The 21,913-nt window shown below is 63.1% G+C and carries 18 protein-coding genes; 14 read left to right on the top strand and 4 right to left on the bottom strand.

The features are described from left to right. Positions 1-66: 66 nt before the first annotated feature. Positions 67-1,734, bottom strand: coding sequence for a methyl-accepting chemotaxis protein (locus tag FE240_RS06405; protein ID WP_193003839.1), 1,668 nt, complete (start codon positions 1,732-1,734; stop codon positions 67-69). A gap of 144 nt (positions 1,735-1,878) precedes the next feature. Between FE240_RS06405 and FE240_RS06400 the strand changes: the two genes are divergently transcribed. The 12 genes from FE240_RS06400 (at position 1,879) to FE240_RS06345 (ending at position 14,805) form a co-directional block, all read left to right on the top strand. Continuing rightward, entirely contained in the window at positions 1,879-2,331 is a 453-nt protein-coding gene (locus tag FE240_RS06400) for a YchJ family protein (protein ID WP_193003838.1), read from the top strand. Positions 2,332-2,385: 54 nt separating this feature from the next. Continuing rightward, positions 2,386-3,135, top strand: a complete 750-nt coding sequence (locus tag FE240_RS06395) for a PilZ domain-containing protein (RefSeq protein ID WP_193003837.1) — start codon at positions 2,386-2,388, stop codon at positions 3,133-3,135. A 177-nt stretch (positions 3,136-3,312) separates the two neighbouring features. After that, a complete protein-coding gene (glpA, locus tag FE240_RS06390; protein ID WP_193003836.1) occupies positions 3,313-4,944 on the top strand; it encodes an anaerobic glycerol-3-phosphate dehydrogenase subunit A in 1,632 nt (543 codons plus the stop codon). Then, positions 4,941-6,203 carry a glycerol-3-phosphate dehydrogenase subunit GlpB gene (glpB, locus tag FE240_RS06385; protein ID WP_193003835.1) on the top strand — a complete coding sequence of 421 codons (1,263 nt, stop codon included), beginning with the start codon at positions 4,941-4,943 and terminating at the stop codon, positions 6,201-6,203. The genes glpA and glpB overlap by 4 nt, the downstream gene beginning before the upstream one ends. A 51-nt stretch (positions 6,204-6,254) precedes the next feature. After that, on the top strand, positions 6,255-7,457 hold the full coding sequence (gene glpC, locus FE240_RS06380) for an anaerobic glycerol-3-phosphate dehydrogenase subunit GlpC (RefSeq protein ID WP_193003834.1): 1,203 nt from the start codon (positions 6,255-6,257) through the stop codon (positions 7,455-7,457). A gap of 267 nt (positions 7,458-7,724) precedes the next feature. Then, positions 7,725-9,113: an ammonia-forming nitrite reductase cytochrome c552 subunit gene (nrfA, locus tag FE240_RS06375; protein WP_404800062.1), complete on the top strand. Its 1,389-nt coding sequence runs from the start codon at positions 7,725-7,727 to the stop codon at positions 9,111-9,113. Positions 9,114-9,168: 55 nt separating this feature from the next. Next, positions 9,169-9,717, top strand: a complete 549-nt coding sequence (gene nrfB, locus FE240_RS06370; RefSeq protein WP_193004471.1) for a cytochrome c nitrite reductase pentaheme subunit — start codon at positions 9,169-9,171, stop codon at positions 9,715-9,717. Beyond that, complete coding sequence (locus tag FE240_RS06365) at positions 9,714-10,445, top strand: 4Fe-4S dicluster domain-containing protein (RefSeq protein ID WP_193003833.1); 732 nt, start codon at positions 9,714-9,716, stop codon at positions 10,443-10,445. Before nrfB ends, FE240_RS06365 begins: the two co-directional genes overlap by 4 nt. Further along, positions 10,442-11,401: a cytochrome c nitrite reductase subunit NrfD gene (gene nrfD, locus FE240_RS06360; RefSeq protein ID WP_404800061.1), complete on the top strand. Its 960-nt coding sequence runs from the start codon at positions 10,442-10,444 to the stop codon at positions 11,399-11,401. The genes FE240_RS06365 and nrfD overlap by 4 nt, the downstream gene beginning before the upstream one ends. Positions 11,402-11,456: 55 nt before the next feature. Next, positions 11,457-13,295: a heme lyase CcmF/NrfE family subunit gene (locus FE240_RS06355; protein ID WP_193003832.1), complete on the top strand. Its 1,839-nt coding sequence runs from the start codon at positions 11,457-11,459 to the stop codon at positions 13,293-13,295. Continuing rightward, entirely contained in the window at positions 13,283-13,795 is a 513-nt protein-coding gene (locus tag FE240_RS06350; protein ID WP_226799026.1) for a DsbE family thiol:disulfide interchange protein, read from the top strand. Before FE240_RS06355 ends, FE240_RS06350 begins: the two co-directional genes overlap by 13 nt. Next, positions 13,792-14,805: a cytochrome c-type biogenesis protein gene (locus FE240_RS06345; RefSeq protein ID WP_193003830.1), complete on the top strand. Its 1,014-nt coding sequence runs from the start codon at positions 13,792-13,794 to the stop codon at positions 14,803-14,805. The genes FE240_RS06350 and FE240_RS06345 overlap by 4 nt, the downstream gene beginning before the upstream one ends. On the opposite strand, the gene FE240_RS06340 is transcribed toward FE240_RS06345, so the two are convergent. Both FE240_RS06340 and glk read right to left on the bottom strand, forming a co-directional pair. Then, entirely contained in the window at positions 14,802-15,380 is a 579-nt protein-coding gene (locus FE240_RS06340) for a LysM peptidoglycan-binding domain-containing protein (RefSeq protein ID WP_193003829.1), read from the bottom strand. The two genes, FE240_RS06345 and FE240_RS06340, sit on opposite strands and share 4 nt — an antisense overlap. A gap of 359 nt (positions 15,381-15,739) precedes the next feature. Beyond that, on the bottom strand, positions 15,740-16,711 hold the full coding sequence (gene glk, locus FE240_RS06335) for a glucokinase (RefSeq protein WP_193003828.1): 972 nt from the start codon (positions 16,709-16,711) through the stop codon (positions 15,740-15,742). Positions 16,712-17,055: 344 nt separating this feature from the next. Between glk and FE240_RS06330 the strand changes: the two genes are divergently transcribed. Together FE240_RS06330 and pyk are read left to right on the top strand one after the other, a co-directional pair. Then, positions 17,056-17,913, top strand: coding sequence for a MurR/RpiR family transcriptional regulator (locus FE240_RS06330; protein ID WP_042045676.1), 858 nt, complete (start codon positions 17,056-17,058; stop codon positions 17,911-17,913). Positions 17,914-18,027: 114 nt separating this feature from the next. Continuing rightward, positions 18,028-19,467 carry a pyruvate kinase gene (pyk, locus tag FE240_RS06325; RefSeq protein ID WP_193003827.1) on the top strand — a complete coding sequence of 480 codons (1,440 nt, stop codon included), beginning with the start codon at positions 18,028-18,030 and terminating at the stop codon, positions 19,465-19,467. 114 nt (positions 19,468-19,581) lie between these two features. On the opposite strand, the gene FE240_RS06320 is transcribed toward pyk, so the two are convergent. Beyond that, the gene (locus FE240_RS06320; RefSeq protein WP_193003826.1) at positions 19,582-21,906 is read right to left on the bottom strand and encodes an acyl-CoA dehydrogenase; all 2,325 of its coding nucleotides are present in this window, start codon (positions 21,904-21,906) and stop codon (positions 19,582-19,584) included. Positions 21,907-21,913 lie beyond the last annotated feature (7 nt).

The following is a 21,913-nucleotide window of genomic DNA, read 5'->3' as shown; positions in this document are numbered from 1 at the left end:
GCTAAAAAGGGAAAGATAATGGAGCAGATTGTCCCACACTCTGCCCCATTACCCAACTCATTCGCCTTAGTAGCGGAACTGGCCTACCAGCGTCTTGAGCTCTTCACCACTGCGCGCCAGATCCTGCGACGTACCGTGGGTATCCTGCGACACTTCGCTCAGCTCACTCACTATGTGCTGGATGGCCACCAGGTTGCGGTTGATCTCCTCGGAGACCGCATTTTGCTCCTCGGCGGCGGTGGCAATTTGCAAGTTCATGTCGTTGATGGTGGCTACCGCGCTCACCATGGTATCGAGAGAGCTGGCGATGCGTCCTGCCTCGCTGATGGTCTCCTGGCTGCATACCTCGCTCGCCGCCATCGCTTCCACCGCCTGACGCACCCCGCCTTGCAGGCGCTGGAGCATCTCGTTGATCTCCTTGGTGCTCTGCTGGGTACGTCCGGCCAGTGAGCGAACCTCGTCGGCCACCACGGCAAAACCACGCCCCTGCTCACCGGCCCGGGCCGCCTCGATGGCCGCGTTAAGGGCGAGCAGGTTGGTCTGCTCGGCGATACCGCGGATGACCTCGACCACCGACTCTATCTTGCCGGTCTCATGGGCCAGCTGCTCGATAACACCGGAGGCCGCGTGCACCTCGTTCACCAGCCGGTTGATACTGGCGATGGCATCGTTGACCACGACGCGAGCGGCATCCGATTCACGGGCCGCCTCCGAGGTCGCGCTGGCCGCATTGGAGGCACTCGATGCCACCTCCTGCGCGGTCGAGCTCATCTCGGTCACGGCGGTCACCACCTGATCGGTCTCACGGCTGTGCCCCTGCATCTGGTGGGCGCTGCGCTCGCTCAGTTGCTGCAACTTACCGACCGCGACAAACAGCTCGCCACTGGTCTGCCCCACCTGCCCGACCACACGTTGGATCCGCTCGACAAAGCGGTTGAACGCGCGGGCCAACTGACCGACCTCATCATTGCCATGCACCTTGAGGCGCTGGGTGAGATCCCCCTCCCCGGCGGCGATATCGTTGAGGGCGCTCACCGCATCGACCAGCGGTCTGGCCACCCGGTTGCCCACCACCAGCGTGACCACCAGCGTCACGGCGAGGATGAGCAGGGTGATGAGGCCATTGCTGACGATTTCTGAATAGAGGGCATCCTCACGTTCGGCACGCAGGGCGCTGAGTTCATTTTCGATGTCGTCGATATAAAAACCGGTACCGAGCACCCATTGGTACTTATCGAGCACCACGTTAAACGACAGCTTGGGCGCATCTCGCCCGATGGACGGTTTGTTGGTCCAGTATTCCGAGTAGCCATCCCCCTCGCGGGCCACCTTGATGATCTCCTGGATGAGGTACTTGCCCTTGGCATCCTGATCCTGCCAGCGATTTTTCCCCTCCACCTCGGGACGGGTCGGCAGCAATACGGTGTTCCCCGTGAAGTCGTAGATAAAGAAGTAACCGTCGCTGCTGTAGCGCAGCGCCCGCACCGTTTCACGCACCGCCTCGCGCGCTTGCGGCGAGTCGGGATCGGCATACGCCTTGGCGAGCGCCGTCTGCGCCAGCATCAGGTAACTGCCGAGCTGGGCCTTACGCGCCCCGATCGCCTGCTCCCGATTCTGGGCCAGCTCATGGTCAAGATCGCTTCTGGCCATCAGATAACTGCTCACGTTCATCGCCAGCGCGACCAGCAATACAGGGACGGCTCCGAGCAACAACACCTTGTGTTTCAATATCATGTTCCTGACTCCTTATTATTGTCATCCGCACCCCAAGCAGAGTCTTGTCTGCGCGTTCCCGCATCGTCTCGCTGGCGTCCGGCTGGCCGTATCATTAAAATCCGGCGCAACTCACTCCTTTATATCGACCGGGCATGAACAACAATGAGCCACGATTCACCCTGTCCCTGCGGGTCAGACCTCTTCTATAGCGCCTGCTGCGCCCCACTGCACCACGGCGCGATCGCCACCAGCCCAGCAGCACTGATGCGTTCGCGCTACAGTGCCTTCGTGCTGGGCCTGGGTGAATATCTGGTTGCGACCTGGCACCCCGATTTTCTCGGTGAATTGGATGCCCTGACCCTCTCGAAACAAGAGACACAGTGGGATCATTTGGATATTCTGGGCAGCGGCGAACAGGGTGACCAAGGCTGGGTCGAGTTCCGCGCCTGGTATCGTGAAGCGGGGCAGCTCGGCTGTCTGCACGAGCGCTCGCGCTTCGTGCGCGAAGCAGGGCGCTGGCACTACACAGAAGGCGACATCATCCCCCTGCGCGCCGGTCGCAACGATCCCTGCCCCTGCGGCAGTGGCAAGAAATACAAGAAGTGCTGCGGTTAACCATAGGGAGCCGGCGAGCACAGGGATTACCAACAACCGTTTAAAGGTGTCATCTTGAGCGTTTCCACTCAGGCATCTTCCATCCGACAACGCATCATGGCGAGCCCGGTGCAAGAGACGCTGGTGCAAGGATTGCCCGTTCTCGACTATCTGCTGCACGGCAGCGAGGCGATGATCGAACTCACCACCCCGATCGGCCAAAATCATGCGGTGACCACCACCCTGATAGGCTCGGATCGGCAGCGCTATCTCTATTTCGTGCTGCCGGAGCTGCCCGCCTATCAGCGCGATCGCTTCTTCGTTGAGGGCTACCGCCTCTCGGTCAGCCTCATCTCTGAGCGCGGCAACGGCGCCATGGTCGCCTTTCCAAGCCAGATAGAGCACCTGATGGTGCGCCCGCTGCCGCTGTTCACCGTCAAGCTGCCCAACCAGATCACCCTCTACCCCCTGCGCGGCGAGACCCGCTACCCGGTCTCCTTGACCGGTAGCGTCATGGTGACGAAGCGCCAGATAGAGGTGCAGCTACGCGACCTGTCGATCCATGGCTGTAGCTTCAGCACCTCGGCGCTGGCGCCGACCTTTACCAACGAGCAACCCATCATGTTGCGCCTCGAGTCAGCCGGACTCGGCCAGAAGTTTCTGTTAAGCGGCACGATTTGCAATCAGCGCCGCATCAGCAGCAGCCCCGTCTACGGAGTGCGCTTCGATCGCGAAGGGATGCGTCACAGCCAAGAGATCTTCAAGTGGCTGCGCTTTGACGGCAGCCAGATGGTGTTTCGAGAGCCGGTTCGCCAGGGCGCCTGAACCTTCGCCCCGACCTTCACACCGGGGCCCACCCAGCCTCTTGCGATCATCATCACAGTTCGCCCATTTGCACGCCCCACCATGAGCGTTTGCGCTCATAATTTTGGCCCATATCAAACATTTCACTCTCGTTTGTCGCCACACTAGGGCCAAACGAGAAGCAGTGAGATGGGCAACATGAAACGGATCACCACCCAGGTCGTCATCATAGGCGGCGGCGCCACGGGGGCAGGCATCATGCGTGACTGCGCCCTGCGCGGTATCGACTGCATCCTGCTCGAGCGCGATGACATCGCCTCAGGCACCACAGGCCGCAACCACGGCCTGCTCCACTCCGGCGCCCGCTATGCCGTCACCGATCAGGAGTCGGCCCGCGAGTGCATCCAGGAAAACCGCATCCTCAAGCGCATCGCCAGCCACTGTGTCGAGGCGACCGGGGGGCTGTTTCTGACCCTGCCCGAGGATGACATCGGTTTTCAAAAGACCTTTATGGAGGCCTGCGCCCGCGCCGGCATCGAGACCCGCCAGCTCGATCCGCGCGAGGCGCTGCATCGTGAGCCAAACGCCAACCCGGCCCTCATCGGCGCCATCGAGGTGCCGGATGGCACGGTCGATCCCTTCCGCCTGACCGCCGCCAATGTGCTCGATGCCAAGGAGCACGGGGCGCGCATCTTCACCCACAGCAAGGTGCTCGGACTCTTGCGCAGCCAGACCCGGGTCTATGGGGTCAAGGCCATCAATACCCGCACCGGCCAGACGTTCGAGATCGAGGCGCAGGAGGTGATCAACGCCGCCGGGATCTGGGGCCAGCAGATCTGCGAATACGCCGATCTCGGCATCCGCATGTTTCCGGCCAAGGGCTCCTTGCTCATCATGGACTACCGCATCAACCAGCTGGTGCTCAACCGCTGCCGCAAGCCAGCCGACGCCGACATCTTGGTGCCGGGCGACACCATCTCCCTCATCGGCACCACCTCGAGCAAGGTCGACTACCACAGCATCGACAACCTCAAGGTCACCCCGGAAGAGGTGGAGGTGCTGCTGCGCGAGGGGATAAAGCTCGCCCCCATCATGGCGCGCACCCGCTTGCTGCGCGCCTACGCTGGGGTACGCCCGCTGGTGGCGGTGGACGGTGACGAGTCGGGGCGCAACATCAGCCGCGGCATCGTGCTGCTCGATCACAGCGAGCGCGACGGTTTGCAGGGGTTCAACACCATCACCGGCGGCAAGCTGATGACCTACCGCCTGATGGCCGAGTGGGCCACCAATCTGGTGGCCAAGAAGATAGGTAACAGCGCCCCGTGCCGCACCGCCGAGTTGCCGCTGCCCGGCTCACGCGAGCCGGAGAAGGTTTCGGCCCCCGGCCTCAGCGCCCCGGCCGAAGGATCGGCCCAGTATCGCCACGGCGAGCGGGTGATCGCCTTCTTTCGCGACAACCCCAGGGCCAACGCCCTCATCTGCGAGTGTGAGATGGTGACCGCCGGCGAGATTGAATATGCCCTGCGCGAGCTGGACGTGGACAACCTCATCGACTTGCGCCGTCGTACCCGAGTCGGCATGGGCCCCTGCCAGGGAGAGCTGTGCGCCTACCGCGCCGCCGGCCTGATGCACGAGTACGGCAAGGCCGACGGCCGTCAGGCCTGCGTCATGCTGCGCCAGTTCATCGAGGAGCGTTTCAAGGGCACCCGCCCCGTGCTGTGGGGCGACGCCCTGCGTGAGGCTGAATTTACCTACTGGATCTATGAAGGGCTGTTTGGGCTTGGCAGCTGGACCGGCGAGCCAGACTCGCAGCAAGGAGCCGCATCATGACCTTCGATTGCATCATCATTGGCGGCGGCGTGGCCGGGCTCTCTGCCGGCCTGCGCCTGGCTGAGGCCGGCCGCAAGACCCTCATCATGGCCTCGGGCCAGAGTGCGCTGCACTTCTCCTCAGGCTCGGTCGACCTGCTCGACGTGCCGGGCGATCCGCGCGCGGCGCTGCCGGCCTTTATCGGCGCCCACCCGGATCACCCCTATGCCAAGGTCGGCGCAGACCACATCATCGCCAGCCTGCAAGCGCTACAGGCCCACTGCGCCGCCGAAGGGCTGATCCTGCAACACGGCGAGCGCAACCACCAGCGCATCACCCCCATCGGCACCCTCAAGGCGACCTGGCTCTCCCCCGATAGCTGTGCCATCGCCGGCGAGGCCGCGCAGCCGGATACCCTGCTGCTGGCCACCCCGGAGGGGTTTCGCGATTTCCACCCGGCGCTGGCCGCCGCCAACCTGGCGCGCCAACCCGGTTTTACGCACTGCCGCATCCTCACCGGTGAGCTGCGCCTGCCCCAATTGGCCGAGTTCAGCCGCAACCCCCACGAGTTTCGCTCCGCCGACATCGCCCGCCTGTGCGATCGCCACGATCTGCTAGCGGATCTGGCGGCCGAGATCTCGCGCCTGACCCACCAGGCGCAGGGGCCATGCCGCCATGTGATCCTGCCGGCCTGCCTCACCCTAGGAAGGGTCGACGAGCGCCTGCACGAGCTGGAAAAACGCACCGGCTGCACCATCCGCGAGGTGGCCACCATGCCGCCATCGCTGATCGGCATGCGCATGCAAGAGGCGCTGCGCCGCCGCTTCGTCGCCCTCGGTGGCACCTTCCTCACCAGCGAGCGGGTGCTGGGCGCCCGCTGCATCGGTGATCGGGTGCAGGGACTCTACAGCCAAAATGGCGAGGATCTCTTGTTCGAGGCCGAGCACTTCATTCTGGCCAGCGGCAGCTTCTTCAGCCGTGGGCTGGAGTCGCGCCTGCGCGGTATTCGCGAGCCCATCTTCGGCGCCGACGTGCACGGATCTTCAGAGCGCGACCGCTGGGCCGATCAGCGCCTGTTTGGCCGCCACCCTTTCCTCGGCTTCGGGGTCAAGACCGACGAGCGGCTGCGAGTGCTGCGCGAAGGGCTGCCGCTCGCCAACCTCTACGGCGCCGGCAGCGTGCTGGCCCACTATGACCCGGTGCAAGAGGGCTCCGGCTCCGGCGTGGCCATCGCCACTGGCTGGCAGGCCGCCGGCCACATTCTGAGCGAGGCCCTATGACCCCGATCCCCCATATCCTGCGCCTTCATCTCTGCCAGGAGGAGAACTGACATGCTGCTCGATCATGCCAACCAGACGTTCGATCAGTGCATCAAGTGCACCGTCTGCACCGCCTACTGCCCGGTGGCCAAGGCCAACCCGGCCTACCCCGGCCCCAAGCAGGCCGGCCCGGACGGGGAGCGGCTGCGCATCAAGAGCCCCGCCCTCTATGACGAGGCCCTCAAGTTCTGCACCAACTGCAAGCGCTGCGAGGTGGCCTGCCCGAGCGGAGTGCGCATCGGCGACATCATCGCCAAGGCCAAGCACCGCTACGGCGACATCAAGCCGGGCGTGCGCGAGTTTGTCCTCTCCCATACCGATCTGATGGGCAGCATGTCGACCCTGATGGCGCCGGTGGTCAACTTCTCGACCGGCCTCAAACCGGTCAAGGCGGTGCTCGACAAGGCGCTCGGGGTCTCCTCCCACCGCACCTTGCCCAAGTACTCCCAGGGCACCTTTCGCGGCTGGTACAAAAAACAAAAAGCGGTGCAGGCGAGCTATACCCGTCAGGTGGCCTACTTCCACGGCTGCTACGTCAACTACAACCACCCGCAGCTCGGCAAGGAGCTGGTGCAGGTGCTCAACGCCATGAACATCGGTGTGCAGTTACTGGATCGCGAGAAGTGCTGCGGCGTGCCGCTCATCGCCAACGGCTTCATGGAAAAAGCCAAGGCGCACGCGGCCTTCAACATCAGGCAGATGGAAAATGCGCTGATGGGCAACGAGATCCCGCTGCTCACCACCTCGTCGACCTGCGGTTTCACCCTGCGTGATGAGTACCCACACCTGCTCGAGCAGGACAACCACAGGGTGCGCGGGCGCATCTCCCTCATCACCCGCTTTTTGTGGCAGGAGTTCCAGAAGGGCAATCTGCCGCACATGCAGCCTCTCGATCTGCACATCGCCTATCACACCCCCTGCCACCTGGAGAAGATGGGGGGGGTCATCTACACCCTCGAGATCCTGCGCGCCATTCCAGGGGTGCGTCTCACCGTGCTCGACTCCCAGTGCTGCGGCATCGCCGGCACCTATGGCTTCAAGTCGGAGAACTACGCCACCAGTCAGAGCATCGGCCAGGGATTGTTCGAGCAGATAGGCCGGCTCAAGCCCGATCTTGTGGTCACCGACTGCGAAACCTGCAAGTGGCAGATAGAGATGAGCACCCCCTACCGCTGCGAACATCCCATCCACCTGCTGGCCCAGGCACTGGCCTGATCCCCGCGAGCCGGCACCCTGCCGGCTCGCCAGTTTCTACTGACTAAAAACTGAATTGTTATCCCGATCCCACTTCATAAACTTGCCCCATTCGAGACTTGATCCAGAACAAACAAGTGGCGAACAAATCACCATCTCAGTTGTGCATTTATTACTATCCCCAACGAGAGAAAATGGGCATTACAAAAGCCCATTCACATGACAACCCGGTCCCGGGCCATGCGGGACCCTCATCTGGGAGTGATGATGGTGGGAGCACAAGCAAGCATGAGATGGAGCCTCGGCCTCCTCGTCGCCGGCGCCCTCTTTGCGGGACAGCCGCATGCCGAGGTGGAGGCACGCAACGACCTCTTCGCCAAAGACCACGCCACGCAGTATCAAAGCTGGGAGCAGACCCAACAGAGCGGGGAGCGCACCGATGCCCTGGCCGAAGACCCCAACATGGTGGTGTTGTGGGCCGGTTACCCCTTCGCCAAGGACTACAACAAACCACGGGGCCACTACTACGCCCTGACCGATGTGCGTGAAACCCTGCGCACCGGCGCCCCCAAGAGCGCGGAGGATGGCCCCCTACCGATGGCCTGCTGGAGCTGCAAGAGCCCGGACGTGGCTAGGGTGATCGAGACCCAGGGCGAAGAGGCCTACTTCAAGGGGATGTGGGCCAAGGGCGGGCCGGAGATCGTCAACACCATCGGCTGCGCCGATTGCCACGACACCGGCAGCAAGGCCTTCCAGACCGGCCAACCGGCACTGCACCTCTCACGCCCCTATGCCAGTCGAGCCATGGACGCCATCCAGATGCCGTTTGCCAAACAGGGGCGCTTTGATCAGCAGGCGCAGGTGTGTGGCCAGTGCCATGTGGAGTACTACTTCGCCGCCCCGACCAAGTCGGTGACCTTCCCCTGGGTCAAGGGCACCACGGTCGATGACATGGAGCGTTACTACGACGACATCGGCTTCGCCGACTGGGTGCACGGTCTCTCCAAGACCCCCATGCTCAAGGCCCAGCACCCCGAGTACGAGACCTGGCGCGCCGGTATCCACGGCAAGAACAACGTGGGCTGCGTCGACTGTCACATGCCCAAGGTGCGTGGCGATGATGGCAAGCTCTATACCGATCACAAGGTGGGCAATCCCTTCGATCGCTTCGAGCAGACCTGTGCCAACTGCCACACCCAGAGCAAGGAGGCATTGCAGGCGGTGGTCAAGGAGCGCAAAGCGGCCGTCAACGAGCTCAAGCTAAGCGTCGAGCGCCAACTGGTGCACGCCCACTTCGAGGCCAAGGCCGCCTGGGATGCCGGTGCCAGCGAGGAGCAGATGAAGCCCATCTTGCAAGATATTCGCCACGCCCAGTGGCGCTGGGACTACTCAATCGCCTCCCACGGGGTACACATGCACGCCCCTGACGTTGCCCTCAAGACCCTAGGTACCGCGCTCAACAAGGCCGCCGACGCCCGCACCAAGCTGGCTCGCCTGCTCGCCACCAAGGGGATCACCGGCGAGATCCCACTGCCGGACATCAGCAGCAAGGAGCAGGCCCAAAGGGCCCTCGGCATGGACATGAAGCAGTTCATCAGTGACAAGCAGCAGTTCCTCAAGACCACGGTTCCGGCCTGGGAGAAGCAGGCCAAGGACGCCGGACGGCTCAGCAAGTGAGTCGTGTATCACAGGGCCCCGCCAGACGGGGCTCCGACAGGATGAGATGATCATGATGAAACGGTTGAATTTGCGGCTGATAGGCCTGGTCATGCTGGCGGCCACCCCACTGGTGCAGGCCAACGAGCCCCCCGCGCAAAGCGAGGCGCTGCCCCAGCGCAGCCCTGACTACGCCTGTACCCAATGCCACCAGCAAGAGCGCGAGGCGATGCATGGCAAGCACGCCCTGGCAACCAACCCCAACAACCTGGGGCCAGTTACCTGCACTCACTGCCACGGCAAGCCCTCCCCTCAGCACAGAGAGGGAGTGAAAGACGTGATGCGCTTTCATCACAGCCTTGATGAGATGCCGGGCGAGATGGCGTTCCCCATCGCCGAGCAAAACGGTGTGTGCCTGAGCTGCCATGAGCCTAAACCGCTGCGTGAGGCGCTCTGGGCCCACGACGTGCACGCCACCAAGCTCACCTGCACTAGCTGCCATGCGCTGCACCAAGCCAAGGAGCCCATGGTGGGCCTGAGCGACAAGGCGCGTATCGGCCTGTGCGTCGACTGCCATGGCAAGCAACATGCCAAGAAGCTCGCTATGGGCAAGGAGGCACCATGAGCTGCTCGCGCCGTGGTTTTCTGGCTGGGATGGGCGCGGGCGCCCTCATCATGATGACCGGCCCGGCCCAGACCCTGGCAGCCAGCATGACGATCAATGGCCGCCGCCTTGGCATGCTGCACGATGAGAGGGCCTGTATCGGCTGCACCGCCTGCATGGATGCCTGCCGCGAGGTCAACCAGGTACCCAAGGGGGTGTCACGCCTGCAAATCGTACGAAAAGGGCCCATCGGGGCCTTCCCCGAGGCGCGCTATCACTTCTACCGCCACTCCTGTCAGCACTGCGACAACGCCCCCTGCGTACACGTCTGCCCCACCGGCGCCTCCCATATCGATCCGGCCACCGGCATCGTCGATGTGACGGCAGATCTCTGTGTCGGCTGCCAGTACTGCATCGCCGCCTGCCCCTACCGGGTGCGTTTCATTAATCCGCAAACCCGGGTGGCGGACAAGTGCGACTTCTGCCGCCACAGCAACCTGGCCCAGGGCAAGCTGCCCGCCTGCGTGGCGGCGTGCCCGACCCAGGCTCTCACCTTCGGGGATCTCGACGATCCACACAGCGACATCAGTCGCAAGCTGATGAGCCACCCCACCTACCGGGCCAAGGCACATCTGGGTACCTCGCCCAAGATGTACCGGGTCGCCGCCCCCGGCAGCGGCGAGGAGCTTGCCATCGGTCGTGACGGCGTGCCGGCCGGCTATGTCAACAGCCAGGAGGTGAAGTCATGATACTGCCCGCCGATCCGTTCCACTTCCCCTCGCTGGTGTGGGACTGGCCTATCGCCATCTATCTGTTCTTGCTCGGGATCTCGGCCGGCAGCGTCACCTTTGCCGTGCTGCTCAAGCAAAAGAGGCTGGGGCGTGATGCCGCCCGCAGCGGGGTGGTGAAGGCCGCCGCCATTCTGGGGCCGGGCGCCGTGATCCTGGGGCTGCTCATCCTCATCTTCCACCTAGCCCGGCCATGGACCTTCTGGAAGCTGATGTTTCACTACCAGTTCGACTCGGTGATGTCGATGGGGGTGATGCTGTTCCAGATCTACATGGCGGTGCTGTTGATCTGGCTGGGGGGGGTGTTTGCCCCCGCTATCGCGGCCCTGCGTGCACGCCTGCTCGGCGAGCGCTTTGGCTGGGTTGATGCTCTGCTCGCCCGATTGCCGCACGCCGATCGCTTCGTTGAACCCCTGCTATTGCTGCTCGCCGCGCTGCTCGGCGCCTACACCGGCTTTCTGCTCTCGGCCCTCAAGAGCTACCCCATGCTCAACAACCCAGTACTCCCGGTGCTGTTTCTGGTCTCGGGCCTGAGCTCAGGGGTAGCCAGCTGCATCCTGATGGCCACCACCGCCTTCAAGACCGACGCTCATGGTGAAGAGGTGCACTTCCTGCACCGCTTCGAGACGCCACTGGTGCTTATCGAGGCGCTACTGCTGCTCTGCTTTTTCACCGGCCTCTGGTTTGGTGATGGCCAGAAGGTGGTGGCGCTGACCAGTGCCATCGGAGGCGGCTTCTGGGCCCAGGTGTTCTGGTTCGGGGTGGTGGGCATCGGGCTGGCGGCGCCGTTGCTGCTCGGCCACCTGCTGCCGGGCCACGGGCGCGGCAAACTGCTGATCATCTCGGGTTGCAGCCTCACCGGCATCCTGCTGCTGCGCTACTTCATCCTCTACGCCGGTCAGATGACGGTGGCCTGATGGGGAATATGACCGTGACAACCTGGCGGGCTTCCTCCCGGATGAGGGGGTAAGAATGCTGCCCGAGCTGGCCCTCTTCGCCCTGCTGCTCGCTACCTCGCTCGCCTTCTGCCTGGGGGGGCTTCCCTGGTTACCCACCCGCCTCGGGGCCATGGCGCTGGCTCGCCCGCTCGGCTGGCTCAGCGCCGCGTTGGTGGGGCTCTCCCTGCTGCTGCTGGCCCATGCTTTCGTGACCGACGACTTCACCCTCAACTACGTGGCTCAACACAGCAACAGCCGGCTGCCACTTCCCTTCAAGTTCGCGGCCGTCTGGGGCGGCCACGAGGGATCGTTGCTTTTCTTCCTGTTCGCGCTCACCTTGTGGAACCTGCGCCTCGGTGCCCTTGCGCTACCACTGGCGACCCGGGCTCGGGCGCAGAGCGTGCTGGGCTGGCTCATCCTGCTGCTCGGCCTGTTTCTGCTGACCGAGAGCAACCCGTTTGCTCGCGCCTTCCCGCCCCCCTTCGAGGGGCGCGATCTCAACCCCATGTTGCAGGATGTGGCGCTGATCCTTCACCCGCCGCTGCTCTATCTCGGCTACGTGGGGTTTGCCGCAAGCTTTGCCCTGAGTATCACAGCCCTGTGGGAACGCCACCTTGATGCATCCTTGGTACACGCCTGGCGGCCGCTGGCCCGCGCGGCGTGGGGCTGGCTCACGGCGGGCATCGCCCTCGGCGCCTGGTGGGCCTACCATGAGCTCGGCTGGGGGGGCTGGTGGTTCTGGGATCCGGTAGAGAACGCCTCCTTGCTTCCCTGGCTGTTTGGCACCGCCCTGCTGCACGCCCTGACCGCCTTCGCGCACCGTGGTCAATGCGGCCACGCCATACTGCTGCTGGGCCTGCTCACCTTCGTGATGAGCCTGCTCGGCACCTTCATGGTTCGTGCCGGGGTGATAAGTTCAGTACACGCCTTCGCCATCGATGCCGGACGCGGCCAGCGGCTCCTGTTGTTGCTGGGGGCCACCGCCCTGACGGGGCTTATCCTCTATGGCTGGCGTGGCCGGCTGCCGAAGGCCCCAGAGCGCCTACACTGGCGGGACGGATTCATCGGGGCCATCGCACTGCCCTTGCTAGGGGCTACCGTGGTACTGATCGGTACCTTCTACCCCCTCCTTCATCCCCTGCTCGGTGGCGGTGCCATCTCGGTCGGCGCCCCCTACTTCAACACCCTGTTTGTGCCCCTGCTGCTGCTGGCCATGCTGACCCTGATCCTGCTACCGCAGACCCGCTCTCGCTGGGCTGGATTGCTAGTGGCACTGCCCGTTACCCTGTGGCTCGGGAACGGGGTGACCGCGCCCCCTCTGCCAGCCCTGGCCACCCTGCTGGCCCTCTGGCTGGCCTGCGCCACCTTGCAAAGAGTGTGGCGCTGTGGTGTGCAACGCGGCCATCTGGCCCACCTGGCGCTGGCCATTCTGGTGCTCGGCGCCAGCCAGTTAGCTGGCCATACCCATGAACGCACTCTGCTACTCGCTCCCGGCGAGGGCGCAACCGTCGGCCCCTACCGGCTACAACTAGAGGCCATCACCCCTGAGCTTGGCCCTAATTACAGCGCCGAGCGCTATCACCTAGTGGCCCGGCACGGTGAAAGGGTGATCGGCCATCTCTATCCGGAGCGGCGCCACTACAGCGTACGCACCATGCCGATGAACGAGGTGGGGATCTTGCGGCTGGCCTCCGGCGATCTCTACGCCGTGCCGGGAGAAAAAAAGAAAGGACGGGTCGCGCTGCGTCTGGCCTATAAGCCAGGGGTAAGCGGACTTTGGCTTGGCAGCGCCCTGCTCGCACTGGTCGGCCTGCTCCCCCTTGGATGGCGTCTGCACCGAACCGCTACCAAGGAGGCACAGTGTCACGACTGATCCGCTGGTTCCCCCTGCTGCTTGGCGCCGCTCTGTTTGCCCTGCTCTGGCATGCCCTCACCCCGGTAGGTGATGCACGCAATGATGCGGGGCTTGGCCGACCCCTGCCCACGCTGCCACTGACCACCCTTGAAGGACGTTCCCTCACCACCGAGGCTCTGCTCGGCCACCCTTTCCTTCTCAATGTCTGGGCCAGTTGGTGCGCCAACTGCCGCGCCGAGCACCCGCTGCTGCTTGAGCTGGGTGAGACGGTGCCCGTGGTGGGGCTCAACTACCGGGACAAACCGGCGGCGGCCCAGGCCTGGCTCACCAGTGCAGGCAACCCCTACCGCGTGGTGCTTGATGACGGTGATGGACGGCTGTCGCTCGCCCTTGGTGTGGTCGGTACTCCTGAAACTTGGCTGGTGGGGGCTGATGGACGGCTACTGGCCCGCCACACCGGCATTCTAACTAAGGCGCTGTGGCAGACGCGCTTTGCCCCCCTGCTGGAGGCGCCATGAGGGGGGTGTTGATACTGATCTGCCTGCTGCCCGCCCTGCTGCTGGCCGCAGACGACGTTCCCTTCACCAGCCCCGAGCAAGCCGAGCGGGCCGAGGCGCTGGCACGCAGCCTGCGCTGTCCCACCTGCCAGAACCAGAATCTGGTCGAGTCCAACTCCCCGCTGGCGCAGGATCTGCGCCTTGAGGTGTACCGGAGGGTGGCGCAGGGGCAAAGCGACGACACAGTGCGTGATACGCTGATCGCACGCTACGGAGTGTTTGTCTCCTACCGCCCACCACTGCAACCCTCAACCTGGCTGCTATGGGGGGGGCCGCCTCTGCTGCTGGTACTCTGCACCCTCTGGCTCGTACGAAGAGGCCACCACTCGGCCCCCCCGCCTGTAGCGCATGAAGCGGCGCACGATGGGTCCATTCGGGATCGCAGGCTAGTCCCACCGACAGCCCCCTGGCTGCTACCGGCGCTGCTGCTGGTCTCTTTCGCCATGGCCGGGCTCGGCTATCGGGAACTGGGTCATGGCGAGCAGTGGGCTGACTGGCAAGCCAACCCGGATCCCCTGCACAAGCTCGATGGTGAGGCCCTCAAGGCCACGGCCGGGATGCGCCTGCGCGAGCGCATCAACCGTGCGCCGCGCGACAAGGAGGCCTGGGCCGAGCTGGCCCAATGGTTGCTGTATCAGAACCACTTCGATGCGTCACTCTGGGCCTATGCAAGGCTCGCTGAGCTGGAGGGAGAAGTGAGTGCCGCCACCCGCGCGGCCAGGGCAACCGTCTACTACTACCGGGCCGGCCAGCGGATGACACCACTGACTCAGCAGGAGCTGAGCGCGGCGCTAGCGCAAGATCCGGGCGAGGTCACCGCCCTGATGTTGCTCGCCTCGGATCACTTCCTCTGCGGTCGTTATCGTGAGGCAGCGCTGCTGTGGCAACGGCTGCTCGATGAGGGGCGCCCACGCCTGAACCGCGAGGCCGTGACAAGGGCGCTACAAATGGCGCGGGTGCTGGGTGGCTAGCCGCCGGAGCGAAACTTGACCGCCTCGTCAAACAGCCGCTTGGCATGGTCTGGCGCAATCTGCTCGACCAATGCGGGGTGGGGACAGAGCAGCTCCCGGCTGCGCAGCCGGCTGATGTCTTCATCGGCGAAGGCCGTCTTGTTGGTGAGAAAGAGGGCATAGATGTTTTGGTAGACCGTCGCCTTATTGCGCTTGGCCAACTCGCTGGCAACGCGCCACAGGGTCACGCCTCCGGTGTCAATCATGCAGCGGTCCTGGCGAGAGAAGATACGCACCTGCGGCTCAGGAGGCGGCGGCGGGGCACACTGCTGGGGCGGGATCTTAGCCGACATCAGCATCTTGCCAGAGACGGCCCAATAGAGGGTCTGCTCCTGCGCCAGCCAGGCGCAGGGCACCGGCACCCGCAGGGTGAAGAGGTTCTCCAGCGCCGCCCCCTCCAGGGTTTCGAGCTTGCCATCGCGACGCAGCAGCACGTCTCCCTGGATGCTGGGACTAACCAAGGTCATGCGCAGCATACCGTGGCGATAGCTCTGAAAGGTGAAGTTGCTCTCCTCCGCCCGCAGCGACGGGGCCACACACAGCAGCAAGGGGAGAAGATAAAGTGGAAGAAAACGAACAAACATGAGGGGTGTAATTACAGTTCTGATGAGCACCATGCTAACACACCGACAAAGGGGATGACGGGCATCTCTGGATAGATGCTAGACCAAGGCCCCCCTACCGGGATATGGGCGACACGACCAGACGCCACTGGTTATTTTTTGCACAACCTACAAATAAAAAGAACCGGCCATCATGGCCGGTCAAACAGTTCAGGCTTGTCAGGTGACAACGCAACCCAATAGAGGTGATGCTCCGCCTCAGACTCCTTCCCGATTCGGTTCATCGTGGGTGCAGGGTCAGAATAACGCCAAGTTACTGAATTAGGACTGAATCAGCCGATCAAATGGCCAAGGCTCTGGCGCAGGTAGGCGCCAGCCCCGAGCAGACCCGGCCCCTCATGGGTGATGAGGAACACCGGGATCGGGTGCAGATAGGACTTAAAGCGCCCCTTATCTTCAAACGCCACCCGAAAGCCAGAGGCCAGGAAGAACTCCTGGAAGCGCGGCACAATACCGCCGGCGATATAGATGCCGCCAAAGGTGCCCATGTTGAGCGCCAAGTTACCGGCAAAACGGCCCATCAGCACACAAAAGAGGCTCAAGGTGCGGCGGCAATCGAGGCAGGAGCCTTCCAGCGCGCGCTCGGTGATGTCCTTGGGGGCCAGTGTCTCGGGCTCGCGGCCATCGGATTTCACCAGACCACGGTAGAGGTTGACCAGCCCAGGGCCAGAGAGAAAACGCTCGGCCGAGACGTGGCCCAGCTCGCCGCGCATCACTTGCAGCACCGCATCCTCTTCCTCGGTGTTGGCGGCAAAATCCACGTGCCCCCCTTCACCCGGCAGACTGATCCACTGCCCCTGGGCCTGCAACAGGTGGGCCACACCGAGCCCGGTGCCCGCACCATAGATGGCGATCGGCTTGCCGGACTGCGGAGCCTCGCCGCCAATCTGGATGCGATCGCCCTCCCCCAGCATCGGAATAGCCATGGAGACGGCAGTAAAGTCATTGATCACATGCAGCTGCTCAAGCCCCAGATTCTGGCGAGTCTCTTCAATGGAGAACTCCCAGCTGTGGTTGGTCATGGCCACCCAGTCCCCCTGGATCGGACAGGCAATCGCGATACAGGCTTGGCGCACCGGCTCACTCACCTCGTCAAGGTAGTGACGGATCACCACTTCCAGGCTGGGATGCTCGGCACCGGCAAAGGTCTTGGCATGGCTGATGGCGCCGGTGGCCAGCTCGCACAGGGCCAAACGGGCGTTAGTCCCTCCCACATCCCCCACCAGGGCATATTTCTGCTGCATGAAAAACTCCTTCGTTACGTCGTGGCGAATGGCGGTTCCCGGACCACCACCTTGTTATTGGCGGCCATTCTACTCCTGTGACGGCGGGTTACGTCAAAGTAGGCTCAGCAAACGTGCACTCGGTCACAATGTCGTTGCTTTGCCACATTTGTAACCCGATAACGGGTTTCAAAGGATGCCCACGTCACCTGAAAGAAATTATTAGACATCTGTCATACTTTACAGGGTCTATATTGGTGAGCATAACGGCTTGTCAGGTATCATCTTGATGCCTAACGGTCCCGTGCATGAGCAATAAAATCAGTGCAACGACACTGAAGCTAAATTACAAACCCCTGGTGGTGATGATGAATACACTAGAAAAAATTACCAAAAACTTGGAAAGTTTCAGTAAGTCGGAACGCAAGGTCGCGGAAGTGATCCTGGCCGCGCCTCAGACGGCGATCCACTCCAGCATTGCGGCACTGGCCAAGATGGCCGATGTGAGTGAACCCACCGTCAACCGCTTCTGCCGTCGTCTCGACACCAAGGGGTTCCCCGATTTCAAACTGCACCTGGCCCAAAGCCTGGCCAACGGCACCCCCTACGTGAACCGCCACGTCGAGGCCGAAGATGGCCCCGATGCTTACACCGCCAAGATTTTCGAATCCACCATGGCCTGCCTCGATGCTGCCAAAAACAGCCTCGATACCTCCATCATCAATCGCTGTGTCGACATCCTGACCCAATCCAAGAAGATCAGCTTCTTTGGCCTAGGCGCCTCCTCTGCCGTCGCCCGCGATGCCCAGAATAAGTTCTTCCGCTTCAACATCCCCGTGGTCTGCTTCGATGACATCGTCATGATGCGCATGAGCTGCATCAACAGCAGCGAGGGGGATGTCGTGGTGCTCATCTCCCATACCGGCCGCACTAAGGCACTGGTCGAGATCGCGGCCCTGGCCCGTGAGAATGACGCCACCGTCATCGGCATGACCTCCAAGGACTCCCCGCTGGCCCGGGAGTGTAACCTGGTGCTCTCTATGGATGTCCCGGAAGACACCGACGTCTACATGCCGATGGCCTCGCGTATTGCCCAACTGGCGCTTATCGACGTGCTGGCCACCGGCTTTACCCTGCGCCGTGGCATGAAATTTCGGGAGAACCTGAAGAAGGTCAAGGAGGGGCTCCGCGAGTCCCGTTTTGACAACTCCACCGCCGGTTAAACAAGCAGGGGCAAATGCCCCTGCTCTTTTTTGTGGCGGCCACGGCTCTGGTGTATGGTAAGGGCATTTCGCATCGCCACTCGTCCGCTTTCATCATCGCAATGGAGTCTTTTCATGCCAAGACGCACTAAAATCGTGACCACGCTCGGCCCGGCCACCGACCGCGAAGGGATCCTCGAGGGGATTATCCTGGCCGGCGCCGACATGGTACGGATGAACTTCTCTCACGGCACCGCTGACGATCATATCGTTCGCGCCGATCAGGTGCGTGCACTGGCCGCCAAGCATGGCCGCCATGTCGCCATCCTCGGCGATCTGCAAGGCCCCAAGATCCGCGTCTCCACCTTCAAAGATGGCAAGGTCTACCTCGCCATCGGCGACCAGTTCGTGCTCGATGCCGCCCTTGGCAAGGGGGAAGGCACTCAGGAGCAAGTCGGTATCGACTACAAAGAGCTGCCGAACGACGTCGAGCCGGGCGATATCCTGCTGCTCGACGATGGCCGTGTGCAGCTGAAAGTCGAGCGTGTCGAGGGCAGCCGCATCCATACCACCGTCACCGTGGCCGGCCCCCTCTCCAACAACAAGGGGATCAATAAAAAAGGCGGTGGCCTCTCCGCGCCGGCCCTGACCGACAAGGATAAAGAAGACATCAAGACCGCAGCCCGCATCGGCGTCGACTACCTGGCGGTCTCCTTCCCGCGCAGCGGCGATGACCTTCGCTATGCCCGCGAACTGGCCCGTGAAGCCGGCTGCGATGCCAAGATTGTGGCCAAGGTCGAGCGTGCCGAGACCGTTGCCACTGACGAGGCGATGGAAGACATCATCCTCGGTGCCGACGCCGTCATGGTCGCCCGTGGCGATCTCGGGGTAGAGATCGGCGATCCTGAGCTGGTCGGCGTGCAAAAGAAACTGATCCGCTTCTCCCGCCGCCTCAACCGCGTGGTCATCACCGCCACCCAGATGATGGAGTCGATGATCAACGCCCCGCTGCCGACCCGCGCCGAGGTGATGGACGTGGCCAACGCCGTGCTGGACGGCACCGATGCCGTGATGCTCTCGGCCGAGACCGCCGCCGGCAACTTCCCCATCGAGACCGTCACTGCCATGGCCGATGTCTGCGTTGGTGCCGAGAAGCACCCGAGCATCAATGTCTCCAACCACCGCATGAACTACACCTTCACCTCGGTGGAAGAGACGGTTGCCATGTCGACCATGTACGCCGCCAACCACCTGCAAGGGGTCAAGGCGATCGTGGCACTGACCGAATCCGGCACCACCCCACTGCTGATGTCCCGCATCAGCTCGGGCCTGCCGATCTTTGCCCTCTCCCCCCACGCCCGCACCCTGGCCTGGACCAACCTCTACCGTGGCGTCACCCCAGTGATGTTTGACGGTGAAGAGAGCAAACCGGTCTACGAGGTGTGCCGCGACGCCCTGGCCGTGCTCAAGGCCAAGGGGCTGCTGCAAAGTGGCGACATGGTGCTGCTCACCCACGGCGACAAGATGGAAACCGTCGGCAGCACCAACACCTGCAAGGTGATGACGGTCGAGTAACCCCAGCCCAGACGAAAAGAGCGCCACGATGGCGCTCTTTTTTTTGCCTGATGGAGGGTGCCACATAAAAAAGGGCGCCCGATGGGCGCCCTCCTTGCTTTAGCGTGGCCGGGATCAGGCCGCGTCGCTCATGCCATTGCCGGGCTGAATGTTCTCCAGCACACCCGGCTCGAAGTGATCGACCTGGATCGCCTCGTAGCGCAGGGCATCGGCAGCGCGCAGCTGATCCCCCTCGTCCTGGCTCAGCACCCCCTTCTCGAGGGCCGCCGCCAACAGCTCGGCAAACGGCAGCTTGCGCGGCAGACGCCCTTCCTTCTGGGCTTGGTAGATCTTCTTCTCATAGGGCTGCACCGCCACCATGGCCAGGAAGGCGCGCTCGATGAGGCCAACCGGATCCTGATCATCCTTGCCGACATAGCACAGGGCGGTGAGGCGTTCGCGCTGCTCGCCCGGCTTCATCATGGCGCTACAGATGGCGTGGCAGCGATCGTCGCCCGGCATGCGATAGCCGATGCCAAACGGGAACACCACCCGCTTGAGCAGCATGCCCACCACCTTGTTTGGGAAGTTCTGGAAGAAGCCGTCAAACGCCTTGCCAATCAGGTAGAGGTTGCGCTCCACCGCGTACTGGACGAACGGCAGATCGGCCACCACCCGCCCCTGATCCTCGTAGTGCTTGAGGGTGGCAGAAGCCAGATAGAGGTGGCTCAGCACGTCCCCAAGACGGGCAGAGATCATCTCCTTGCGCTTGAGCTCGCCGCCCAGCATCAGCATGGAGATATCGGCGCACAGGGCCAACCCCTTACTCATGCGGCCCAACTGCTTGTAGTAACGGGCGGTGGCGCCGCTAACCGGAGCCGAGTTGAACTGACCCAGGGTCAGCCCCTGGAACAGGGCACCGAAGAAGTTGCCGGTACCAAAAGCGATGTGCTTCATCAGCAGGCCGTCAAACTTCTCGAGACCGCGCTCGAAGTCAGGATCGGCGGCCGCTTCCATCTCACCGAAGACATACGGGTGGCAGCGGGTCGCCCCTTGCCCGAAGATCATCAGGTTACGGGTCAGGATGTTGGCCCCCTCCACCGTGATAGCGACCGGCACGCCCATATAGGCATAACCTGTGTAGTTCTTGGGCCCGAGCTGGATAGCACGACCGGCGTGGATATCCATCGAGTCATCCATCACCTGACGGGCCATCTCGGTCATGTGGTACTTGGAGATCGCGGTGACAATGGCCGGCGCCTGACCAAGATCCAGTGAGCCGGCGGTCATGAGACGAGCCCCTTCCAACTGGTAGGTCAGGCCACCGATACGGGCCAGCGCCTCCTGAATGCCCTCGAACTTGCCGATGGACATGCCGAACTGCTTGCGCACATAGGCGTAAGCACTGGCGGTGCGGCTGGTCATGTGGCCACAGGCGGTGCCGAGTGCCGGCAACGAGATGCCGCGACCGGCAGAGAGGCACTCGACCAGCATGCGCCAGCCACGGCCCGCGTAGTCGGGGCCACCGATGATCCAGTCGAGCGGGATGAACACATCCTTGCCGAAGGTCGGGCCGTTGAGGAAGGCCAGCCCCATCGGGAAGTGGCGATCGCCGACGCGCACGCCGGGGTGGCTGGTCGGGATCAGGGCGCAGGTGATGCCGAGCTCCTCCTTGTCACCCAGCAACTTCTCCGGATCATACAGCTTGAAAGCCAGACCCAGCACGGTGGCGCGTGGCGCCAGCGTGATGTAGCGCTTGTTCCAGTTCAGGCGGATGCCAAGCACCTCCTTGCCCTGGTATTCGCCCATGCAGACGACGCCCTTGTCGGGAATAGAGCCGGCATCGGAGCCCGCCTCGGGGCCAGTCAGGGCGAAGCAGGGGATCTCCTTGCCGTTGGCCAGACCCGGCAGCCAGTAATCCTTCTGGGCCTGGGTGCCGTAGTGCATCAGCAGCTCGCCCGGGCCAAGGGAGTTCGGCACCATCACGGTCACGGCAACGCTCAGGCTCTTGGTGGCGATGCGGGTGACGATGGTGGAGTTGGCAATCGCCGAGAACTCGCGGCCACCATAGCTCTTGGGAATGATCAGGGAGAAGAATCCCTCTTGCTTGAGGTAATCCCACACCTCTTCCGGCAGCTCCTTGGCTTCGTTGACGATCTTGAAGTCGTCGACCATGGAGAGCAGGGTTTCGACCTGATTGTCGAGGAAGGCCTGCTCCTCGGCGCTCAGCTCAGCCTTGCCGTAGCCATGCAGCTTCTTCCAGTCCGGTTTGCCGCGGAACAGTTCGCCGTCCCACCAGACCGAGCCAGCCTCCATGGCCTCCCGCTCGGTGGCCGAGAGGGGCGGCAGTATCTTCTTGAAGATGCCAAAGACAGGGCGGGTCACCAGCTTCTTGCGCACCGGGGCAACCCCCAGCACGACCGCGATGGCAAGGACCAGCAGGATAAGCAGTGTGGTCATAGGTCAG

Origin of the sequence: Aeromonas simiae (assembly GCF_014892695.1) — a bacterium.
In the GTDB taxonomy this organism is placed as follows: domain Bacteria; phylum Pseudomonadota; class Gammaproteobacteria; order Enterobacterales; family Aeromonadaceae; genus Aeromonas; species Aeromonas simiae.
The sequence above is the reverse complement of the archived record's forward strand: the minus strand, read 5'-3'. Positions and strand labels throughout refer to the sequence as shown.

Excerpts from the sequence above, each read along its gene's own strand:
- FE240_RS06365 (WP_193003833.1), top strand. The coding sequence starts at position 9,714 with ATGAGCTGCTCGCGCCGTGGTTTTCTGGCTGGGATGGGCGCGGGCGCC.
- FE240_RS06400 (WP_193003838.1), top strand. The coding sequence starts at position 1,879 with ATGAGCCACGATTCACCCTGTCCCTGCGGGTCAGACCTCTTCTATAGC.
- nrfB (WP_193004471.1), top strand. The coding sequence starts at position 9,169 with ATGAAACGGTTGAATTTGCGGCTGATAGGCCTGGTCATGCTGGCGGCC.
- FE240_RS06345 (WP_193003830.1), top strand. The coding sequence starts at position 13,792 with ATGAGGGGGGTGTTGATACTGATCTGCCTGCTGCCCGCCCTGCTGCTG.
- glpA (WP_193003836.1), top strand. The coding sequence starts at position 3,313 with ATGAAACGGATCACCACCCAGGTCGTCATCATAGGCGGCGGCGCCACG.
- FE240_RS06405 (WP_193003839.1), bottom strand. The coding sequence starts at position 1,734 with ATGATATTGAAACACAAGGTGTTGTTGCTCGGAGCCGTCCCTGTATTG.
- FE240_RS06355 (WP_193003832.1), top strand. The coding sequence starts at position 11,457 with ATGCTGCCCGAGCTGGCCCTCTTCGCCCTGCTGCTCGCTACCTCGCTC.
- glpC (WP_193003834.1), top strand. The coding sequence starts at position 6,255 with ATGCTGCTCGATCATGCCAACCAGACGTTCGATCAGTGCATCAAGTGC.
- glpB (WP_193003835.1), top strand. The coding sequence starts at position 4,941 with ATGACCTTCGATTGCATCATCATTGGCGGCGGCGTGGCCGGGCTCTCT.
- FE240_RS06330 (WP_042045676.1), top strand. The coding sequence starts at position 17,056 with ATGATGAATACACTAGAAAAAATTACCAAAAACTTGGAAAGTTTCAGT.
- pyk (WP_193003827.1), top strand. The coding sequence starts at position 18,028 with ATGCCAAGACGCACTAAAATCGTGACCACGCTCGGCCCGGCCACCGAC.
- nrfD (WP_404800061.1), top strand. The coding sequence starts at position 10,442 with ATGATACTGCCCGCCGATCCGTTCCACTTCCCCTCGCTGGTGTGGGAC.
- FE240_RS06320 (WP_193003826.1), bottom strand. The coding sequence starts at position 21,906 with ATGACCACACTGCTTATCCTGCTGGTCCTTGCCATCGCGGTCGTGCTG.
- glk (WP_193003828.1), bottom strand. The coding sequence starts at position 16,711 with ATGCAGCAGAAATATGCCCTGGTGGGGGATGTGGGAGGGACTAACGCC.
- nrfA (WP_404800062.1), top strand. The coding sequence starts at position 7,725 with ATGAGATGGAGCCTCGGCCTCCTCGTCGCCGGCGCCCTCTTTGCGGGA.